This window comes from Allobosea sp., from assembly GCF_036675845.1.
Classification (GTDB): Bacteria; Pseudomonadota; Alphaproteobacteria; order Rhizobiales; family Beijerinckiaceae; genus Allobosea.
This window is the reverse complement of the sequence record NZ_JAKFED010000197.1, coordinates 1-7,694: the sequence shown is the minus strand read 5'-3', so window position 1 is coordinate 7,694 and position 7,694 is coordinate 1. Positions and strand designations below refer to the sequence as shown.

Genomic DNA, 7,694 nt, shown 5'->3' with positions numbered 1-7,694 from the left:
CGGCGGCGATAGGTCAGGCGCGAGGGATCGCCGATTTTCCCGGCCAGCGCGGCGGCGAGCCTCTCCTCGGCCTCCGCCACGGCCGGGTCGTTGCTGTCGGAGAGCACGAAATAATCGAACCAGTCGCCTTCGCCGGTCGCATCCAGGCTCTGCTTGACGATTTCGAGGCGGCGGAAGGCGCGGGCGGGATCCTCGTTGCGTAGCGTCATCAGGATCGCGGTGCGGATCGAGAGCGGCGCCGGAGCGTCGCCGGCAGCGGCGAAGGGCGCGACCTGCTCGATCCCGTCCTCTGCGCCATGCAGCAGCCAGAGGCCGAGCACGGCATTCCAGAAGCCGAGCACCGTCCAGGGCGCGCCGAACAGGAAGGCGATGAAGATCACGACATCGGCGACGCTCCAGCCGCCGGCACCGAGAACGCGCGAGAGGCCGTAGAGCAGGGCGGCGAGCGTGATCAGGTTAAGCCCGGCGACCAGCAGGCGGCGGCTGCGCAGGGTTCGCGTCGCCTGCAGCCCCGCCGGAGTCAGGCCCGGACCATGCTGCTGCTCTTGCGCCGCCGCCTGGAACGTGGTCGGACCGGGGCGCTGGTTCATGGCTGTCTCTGTCATGCGATGGGGTATCGTGGAGCTGGCAGGGAACGGCGCGGAGGGCTGGAGTGGTAAAACCGGCAAAGGCCACCGAGGCAAGGGCGAAAACGGCAGCGACCGCGCTCTGGTATGTCGGGCTGCGTGAATGCGCCCTGAACGAGGTGATCCTCCCGTCGCGCGGGCCGCAGGACTGCCTCGTCCGCACGCTCTGGAGCGGCATCAGCCGCGGCACGGAGCGGCTGGTCTTCGAGGGGAGGGTGCCGCCTTCCGAGCATGCCCGCATGCGTGCGCCGTTCCAGGAGGGCGATTTCCCGTTCCCGGTCAAGTACGGCTACTGCGCCGTCGGCATCGTGGAGGCAGGGCCGGACGCGTTTCCTGGCGAGACCGTCTTCTGCCTGTACCCGCATCAGGATCGGTTCGTCGTGCCGGCAGCGCGCGTGGCGGTCGTGCCGAAGGCCGTGCCGGCGCGGCGCGCCGTGCTGGCCGCCAACATGGAAACCGCCCTGAACGCGCATTGGGATGCCGGCTCCGGCCCGGCCGACCGCATCGTCGTCGTCGGCGGCGGCGTGCTCGGCCTGCTGGCGGCCTTCATCGGCGCAAGGCTGCCGGGCGCGCAGGTGACCCTGGTCGACATCGACCCGGGCCGCGCCGCACTGGCGGCCTCGCTCGGCCTTGATTTCGCGCCGCCGCAGGATTGCCCCGGCGATGCCGATCTCGTCTTCCATGCCAGCGCCAGCGCGGCGGGGCTTTCGACCGCCATCGGCGCAGCCGGTTTCGAGGCCCGCATCGTCGAGCTGAGCTGGTATGGCGAGGGCGCGGTCGAAGCTCCCCTCGGCGGCAGCTTTCATTCGAAGCGGCTGCAACTCATCTCCTCGCAGGTCGGCCAGGTTTCGCCGTCGCGCCGGCCGCGCTTCGACTATGCGCGCCGAACGCAGGCCGCGCTGTCATTGCTGGCGGATGACCGGCTCGATGCGCTGATCACCGACGAGATCGCCTTCGCGGAGGCGCCGGAGCGCCTGCCGGGGCTGTTTTCGGGCAATGGCATCACGGCGGTGCTGCGCTATTGAACACCCACAATTCTTCCGCGAGTCGTCCCGGCTCTCCCTGCGGCCGCCCGGGACGCCTCGCGATCGGGGCGAGCGTGCAGAATCGCGGGAACGCAGTTAAAGAGACCGCTCTCCAGGAGACCACGCATGTTTTCCGTCGAAGTCCGCGACCGCATCATGATCGGCCACTCGCTGCCCGATCCGTTCTTCGGCCCGGCGCAGGCGATGCATGGCGCGACCTTCGTCGTCGACGTCGCCTTCTTCCGCGAGACGCTGACGAAGCAGAACGTCGTGGTCGATATCGGCGCGGCGCTCGACGTTCTCAACAAGACGCTGAAGCCGCTGAACTACCAGAATCTCGACGCGCTGCCGCAGTTCAACGGCGTGCTGACGACCACCGAATTCCTCTGCAAGCACATCTTCGACGCGATGGCGGCGGCGGCGGAATCGGGCGCGCTCGGCGCGGATGGCGGCGGGCTGGCGAAGATCCGCGTCACCCTGCAAGAGACCGACCTCGCCCGCGCCAGCTATGAGGGCGCGCTCGCGTGAGCGAGATCGTCTTCGCCGTCCCCGGCGACCTGTCGCTGCCGACCGGCGGCTATGCTTACGACCGGCGCGTGCTAGCGGAGTGGGCGGCGCTGGGCGTGGCGGCCCGCCATCTCGAACTGCCGGGCAGTTTTCCCGATCCGAGCGAAGCCGACCTTGCCGAGACCGGCAGGCGGATCCTGTCGCAGCCCTATGACAGCGTGCTGCTGATCGACGGGCTGGCCTATGGCGCCTTTCCGGAGAGCATCGCCGCCGGGCTCGCCGGCCGCGTCGTCGCGCTGGTGCATCATCCACTCGGGCTCGAAGCCGGGCTGACGCCCGAACGCACAGCGGCCCTGCTGGCGCGGGAGGCGGCGGCACTGCGCCATGCCAGCGCCGTCGTCGTCACCAGCCCGGCGACGAAGCGGCTGCTGGTCGCCGATTTCGCGGTGCCGGAGGCCCGCATCGCGGTGGCCGAGCCGGGCGTCGATCCGGCGCCGCGCGCCTCCGGTTCCGTTGCGGGGGAGCCGCTGCGGTTGCTGGCGGTGGGCTCGCTGGTACCGCGCAAGGGCTATGACCTGCTGATCGAGGCGCTGTCCGGGCTTGCCGACCGGGACTGGCACCTGACCATCATCGGCGCCGCCGACCGGGCGCCGGCGACGACCACCGCGCTTGCAGCGCAGATCGCCGAGGCCGGGCTTGCCGACCGCATCCGGCTTGCCGGCGCGGTCGACCAGGCGGCACTCGAGGCCGCCTATGCGCGCGCCGACCTCTTCGTCATGCCGTCGCTGTTCGAGGGCTATGGCATGGTGCTGACCGAGGCGCTGGCGCGGGGACTGCCGATCCTCTGCACCACCGGCGGCGCCGCGGCGGAGACCGCGCCCGATGCAGCGGCGGTCAAGGTACCGCCCGGCGATGCCGCGGCGTTGCGGGCCGGGCTCGCCCGTCTCCTCGCCGACGGCGACGAGCGCAAGCGGCGTTCCGATGCAGCCTGGCTTGCGGCCGGCGCATTGCCAGGCTGGCGACGGACGGCGACAATCGTCGCCGAAACCTGTGCGAAAGTGTCACCATGAGCGGATTTTCTCCCGACTGGCTCGCGCTCCGCGAGCCGGCCGACCATGCCGCCCGCAATCCGCAGGTGCTGGCCGCGGTCGGCAGCACCTTCTCGGAGCGGCAATCGCTGACGATCGTCGATCTCGGCTGCGGCGCCGGCTCGAATCTGCGCGGTACCTATTCGGTGCTGCCGGCGCGCCAGTACTGGACGCTGGTCGATTTCGACGCGCGCCTGCTTGCGGTGGCCCGCGAGCGTCTCGCCGCCTGGGCCGACGAGGCGGAAGCGCTGGGCGAGGAACTGGTGCTGCGCAAGGATGACAAGTCGCTGACGGTCGATTTCCGCCGGGCCGATCTCAATACCGATCTCGAATGGGTGCTGGGCTGGCAGCCCGACCTCGTCACCGCCGCCGCGCTGTTCGACCTGACTTCCGTGCGCTGGCTCGAGCGCTTCGTCGCCTCGCTGGTGAGCCAGCGGCTGCCGCTCTATACCGCGCTGACCTATGACGGGCGCGAGAGCTGGGAACCTGCACACCCCGCCGACGCCAGGATGCTCGCCGCCTTCCACCATCACCAGCATGGCGACAAGGGTTTTGGCCCCGCAGCCGGTCCGGACGCGACCGAGACGCTGGCGCAAGCCTTCCGCAAATCGGGCTGCGCGGTCACCGTCGGCGAAAGCCCCTGGCTGCTCGATGCCGGAAGCGCGGCGCTGACACGCGAACTCACGGCCGGCATCGCGGCGGCGGTCGCCGAGACCGGTCATGTCGAGCCGGAGGCAATCGAAAGCTGGCTCGCGGCCAAGCGCGAGGCGGTCCGCGGCAGCATCGGCCATCAGGATCTGTGGGCGCGGCCGGTCTGACGCAGCAGGCGATCGCAATAACCGGGCGATTGCCATTTCGAACAAATTCCGCCATCCCGCTCGCGACCATGACCTCCCTGCCTCTGACCATCCGCCAGGAACTGCCGGGCGATGCCGCCGCGATCGAACGCTTGCATGAGCGTGCCTTCGGGCCGGGGCGCTATGCCCGCACCGCCTTTCGCCTGCGCGAGGGCAGGCCGCCTGACCCGGCGCTCTCCTTCGCCAGCCATGTCGGCACCTTCCTCGTCGGCTCGGTGCGAGTGACGCCGGTCTCCGTCGGTGGCGGGCCGGGGTTGATGCTCGGGCCGCTGACGGTCGATCCGGCCTTCGAGGGACGCGGCATCGGGGCTGCGCTGATGCAACAGGCGATCGAGGCGGCGCGCGCCGCCGGCCACGAGCTCATCCTGCTGGTCGGGGACGCACCCTATTATGCCCGCTTCGGCTTCAAGCCGGTCAGGTCCGGCCATCTGATGCTGCCCGGCCCGGCCGATCCGGGCCGCTTCCTGGCGCTCGAACTGGTCGAAGGCGTGCTGGCGAGCCGCAAGGGGGCGGTGACGGTGCTGCGGTAGGGCAGCGTCATTCTCGGGCGAAGCCCTCGGGTCCGACCTTCGGTCGACCCTAGGATAAACTCCACGTAGACCCGAGAATCTCATGACGAGAAGACGCCAACTGGCGCGTCGTCTGGCCGGAGATGCTCGGGTCAAGCCCGAGCATGACGGATGTGCTCAGCTCTCGCGCTTGAACCTGCGGCCGCTCTCGCCGATCCAGCCGGCGACCAGCGCGCCGAAGAGCAGGGCAAGGCCGATCAGCCCGATGAACAGCGGCGAGATCTGGACGCCGCGGACGATGCCGGAATCGCTGATGCGCAGGCCGATCCAGTCGGCGCCGGCGAACTGCCGTCCCGAACGCACCGGCACGATGCGCGGCACGGCGACGCCCGAGCCGCTCTCCTGGCCGATGCGGCGCGACGAGCCGCCGGTAGCCTCGGCCAGCGCTTCGAGCTTCGTCGGATCGCTGACCACCTCCATCAGCTCGCGCGGGTTCTCGGGGCCGACGCTGGCGAAGGCGGTGAGGTTCTCGGTGGTGATCTTGTGCAGGCCGAATTCGGTCGTCGCCGTGCGGGCGGTGAACAGGCCGGGCCGGCCAGGCTCGAAGGGCACGGTGCGGGTCGAGCCGTCGGGGGCGGTGATCGTCGCCGGGGCCGGCGCATCGCCCAGCGTCTGGCGCTCGATCTCGAGATTGCGGCCGCGGGCGACGGCTCGCAGCGCCTCCTCCTCGAGGTCCGGCTCCTTCATCAGCCAGTGGCCGAGCCGGCGCAGCAGGTCGAGATGCGGGCCGCCGTCACGGAAGCCGCGGGCCCAGAGCCAGGCATGGTCGGAGAGGAAGAGGGCGACGCGGCCCTTCTGCTCGCGCGCCAGCATCAAGAGCGGGCGCTCGCCCGGGCCGGTCATCACGGCCGAGCCGCTGCGGGCGCGGGCGCCGACCATGCGCAGCCATTCGCCCCAGCGCGGCGGCTCGACCTCGGCGCCCGGCAGGTCGCGGGTGACGGGGTGGCGGCGGCCGGGCTCGCTGACGCGGGCGCGAAAGGCCTCGTCGATGACGCTGCCATCCGGCTGGGCCGGCAGGATCTGGCCGAGCGGCGTGCGCGCCAGCGATTGCGAGCCGGCATATTCCGGCCCGGCGGCGACGAGCAGCGCACCGCCCTCGCGGACATAGCGGACGATGTTGTCGAAATAGACCAGCGGCAGGATCGACTGGTTGGCGTAGCGGTCGAAGATGATCAGGTCGAAATCCTTGATCTTGACCTGGAACAGCTCGCGCGTCGGGAAGGCGATCAGCGAAAGCTCGTTGATCGGCGTGCCGTCCTGCTTCTCCGGCGGGCGCAGGATGGTGAAATGGACGAGGTCGACATTGGCGTCGGCCTTGAGCAGGTTGCGCCAGGTGCGCTCGCCCGGATGGGGCTCGCCCGAGACCAGCAGCACGCGCAGTTTGTCTCTGACTCCATCAATTGTAATGACGGCGCGGTTGTTGGCCAGCGTCAGTTCGTTGTCGAGCGGGGCGGCCTCGATCTCGACGACGTTCGGCCCGCCGCGGTCGATCCTGACCGGCACCTGCACCGTCTGCCCGGCGATGACGTCGCGGCGGGCGATGACCTCGCCGTCGCGGCGCACGGTCAGCGCGGCGCGGCCCGGCCCGCCCTTCTCGACGACGCGCAGGCGAATGTTCTGGTCCTTGCCGACGATGCCGAAGCGCGGCGAATCGACCAGCACGATGCGGCGGTCGATCTCGGCCTCGCGGCCGGTGGTCAGGACATGCAGCGGAGCGCGCAGGCCGAGCGCCTCGGCGCTCGCCGGTGCATCATGGGCAAGGCCGTCGCTGATCACGATGGCGCCCGCGACGCGCTCGGACGGCACGTCGGCGAGGCTCGACGCCAGCGCCTCGAACAGGCGGGTGCCGTCGCCGGCTCCCTGCGCGTCGGTGACCTCGACGGTGCGTGCCTCGACGCCCGAGACGCCGCGGAGCTGGCGCTCGACCTCGGCCTGCGCGGCCTGCGTCTGCGCGGCACGGTCGGACAATCGGTTCGAGCCCGAGCTGTCGACGACGACGGCGACGACATCCTTGACCGGCTCGCGTTCCTCGAAGACCAGCGAGGGATCGGCCAGCGCGATCGTCAGCACGGTGAGCGCCAGAGCGCGCAGGATGGCGCTGCGGCCGGCGAGCACCAGCGCCGCGCCGGCGGCGAGCGCGGCCAGCACCGCCAGTCCGATCAGCAGCGGCAGCGGCAGCAGCGGCGCGAAGGTAAGGCTCCACATCGGCTAGACTTCCAATCTCATGCCGGCCCGCCGCATCACTGCCCCAGCCTTTCGAGCAGGGCCGGAACATGGACCTGGTCGGCCTTGTAGTTGCCGGTGAGCGCGTACATCACGAGGTTGACGCCGGCCCGCAGCGCCATTTCGCGCTGGCGCGGATCGGAGCCCGACATCGGCACCAGCGCCTCGCCGCGCCGGCCGATGGCCCAGGCGGCGGCGAGGTCGTTCGAGGTGATGACGATTGGCGAGACGCTGTCGCCGGCGCGGGCCGGGCGGCGGCCGTCCTCGCCCGCCGGCGGCAGGATCTCGACCCAGGTCGTGCCGGTGTCGTAGCGGCCGACGAAGCCGTCGAGGATGTAGAAGGTCTTGGTCAGGACATGGTCGCGCGGGATCGGCTCCAGCTCCGGGATGTCGAGCGTCTGCAGCATGCGGCGGAGCTGGTCGCCCTCGGGCGTGACGCCGCCGCCGGGGCGGGCGCTCATCGCGTCGCGGGTGTCGAAGATCACGAGGCCGCCGCCCTTCATATAGGCTTCGAGCTTGCGCAGGGTCTCCGCCGAGGGGATCGGCCGGCCGGCGACGACCGGCCAGTACAGGATCGGGAAGAAGGCGAGCTCGTCGCGGGCGGCATCGACACCGACCGCCTCGCCGGGTTCGAGCGCGGTGCGGGCGCCGAGCACGATATTGAGCCCGGCGAGGCCGGCCTTCGACATGTCGTCGACCGCCTTGTCGCCGGTGATGACATAGGCCAGCCGCGTCACCGCGCCGGCGGCGAAGAGCTCGCGCGGGATCGGCGGGCGCTGGTCGGCGGGAGCGGCGGGGA

7 protein-coding genes and 1 pseudogene are annotated in these 7,694 nt (G+C 70.8%); 5 read left to right on the top strand and 3 right to left on the bottom strand.

Features of this window, described 5'->3' with window-relative positions:
* Positions 1-590, bottom strand: a pseudogene (locus V6M56_RS21070) (glucans biosynthesis glucosyltransferase MdoH); the annotation flags it as partial.
* Between the two features lie 62 nt (positions 591-652).
* Between V6M56_RS21070 and V6M56_RS21065 the strand changes: the two are divergent.
* The 5 genes from V6M56_RS21065 to V6M56_RS21045 all read left to right on the top strand — a co-directional run bounded on the left by V6M56_RS21065 (position 653) and on the right by V6M56_RS21045 (position 4,633).
* On the top strand, positions 653-1,651 hold the full coding sequence (locus V6M56_RS21065) for a zinc-dependent alcohol dehydrogenase (RefSeq protein WP_442881205.1): 999 nt from the start codon (positions 653-655) through the stop codon (positions 1,649-1,651).
* 126 nt (positions 1,652-1,777) lie between these two features.
* Positions 1,778-2,179 carry a 6-pyruvoyl trahydropterin synthase family protein gene (locus tag V6M56_RS21060; protein ID WP_332686677.1) on the top strand — a complete coding sequence of 134 codons (402 nt, stop codon included), beginning with the start codon at positions 1,778-1,780 and terminating at the stop codon, positions 2,177-2,179.
* Positions 2,176-3,228 (top strand): glycosyltransferase family 4 protein, encoded by a 1,053-nt coding sequence (locus V6M56_RS21055; protein WP_332686675.1) that lies wholly within the window; start codon positions 2,176-2,178, stop codon positions 3,226-3,228. Before V6M56_RS21060 ends, V6M56_RS21055 begins: the two co-directional genes overlap by 4 nt.
* Positions 3,225-4,064, top strand: a complete 840-nt coding sequence (locus V6M56_RS21050; protein WP_332686673.1) for a class I SAM-dependent methyltransferase — start codon at positions 3,225-3,227, stop codon at positions 4,062-4,064. The genes V6M56_RS21055 and V6M56_RS21050 overlap by 4 nt, the downstream gene beginning before the upstream one ends.
* A gap of 68 nt (positions 4,065-4,132) precedes the next feature.
* A complete protein-coding gene (locus V6M56_RS21045; RefSeq protein WP_332686671.1) occupies positions 4,133-4,633 on the top strand; it encodes a GNAT family N-acetyltransferase in 501 nt (166 codons plus the stop codon).
* Positions 4,634-4,789: 156 nt separating this feature from the next.
* On the opposite strand, the gene V6M56_RS21040 is transcribed toward V6M56_RS21045, so the two are convergent.
* Positions 4,790-6,877, bottom strand: a complete 2,088-nt coding sequence (locus tag V6M56_RS21040; protein WP_332686669.1) for a hypothetical protein — start codon at positions 6,875-6,877, stop codon at positions 4,790-4,792.
* A 35-nt stretch (positions 6,878-6,912) separates the two neighbouring features.
* Positions 6,913-7,694 (bottom strand): DUF4159 domain-containing protein (locus tag V6M56_RS21035; protein WP_332686667.1); only part of this gene is annotated, 782 nt, incomplete at its 5' end.

Bases quoted from the DNA above. Each gene is read 5' to 3' on its own strand.
- V6M56_RS21060 (WP_332686677.1), top strand. From the start codon at position 1,778: ATGTTTTCCGTCGAAGTCCGCGACCGCATCATGATCGGCCACTCGCTG.
- V6M56_RS21050 (WP_332686673.1), top strand. From the start codon at position 3,225: ATGAGCGGATTTTCTCCCGACTGGCTCGCGCTCCGCGAGCCGGCCGAC.
- V6M56_RS21045 (WP_332686671.1), top strand. From the start codon at position 4,133: ATGACCTCCCTGCCTCTGACCATCCGCCAGGAACTGCCGGGCGATGCC.
- V6M56_RS21040 (WP_332686669.1), bottom strand. From the start codon at position 6,877: ATGTGGAGCCTTACCTTCGCGCCGCTGCTGCCGCTGCCGCTGCTGATC.